At 50.0% G+C, this 224-nt stretch carries 1 tRNA gene; it reads right to left on the bottom strand.

The features are described 5' to 3' along the window. Window positions 1-97: 97 nt before the first annotated feature. Window positions 98-173 (bottom strand) — tRNA-Ala (locus GTP58_RS30990). Window positions 174-224: the final 51 nt, after the last annotated feature.

Here is a 224-nt window from a genome sequence, read left to right as displayed (position 1 = left end):
TACACGCTTAAATAAAACTTTACTTCTTCCAGATTGTTAAAGAACGATACTGCTTTTACCTAAACCCAAGCCAGTGGCTGGCTTACGTAAAAACAGGTGGTGGAGGATGACGGGATCGAACCGACGACCCCCTGCTTGCAAAGCAGGTGCTCTCCCAGCTGAGCTAATCCCCCTATGGGTACGACAGATACCGGCAACTGGTAGGGCTGGTTGGACTCGAACCA

Source organism: Duganella sp. CY15W (assembly GCF_009857555.1).
Taxonomy (GTDB): Bacteria; Pseudomonadota; Gammaproteobacteria; order Burkholderiales; family Burkholderiaceae_D; genus Rugamonas; species Rugamonas sacchari.
This window is presented reverse-complemented; position numbering and strand designations above follow the sequence as displayed.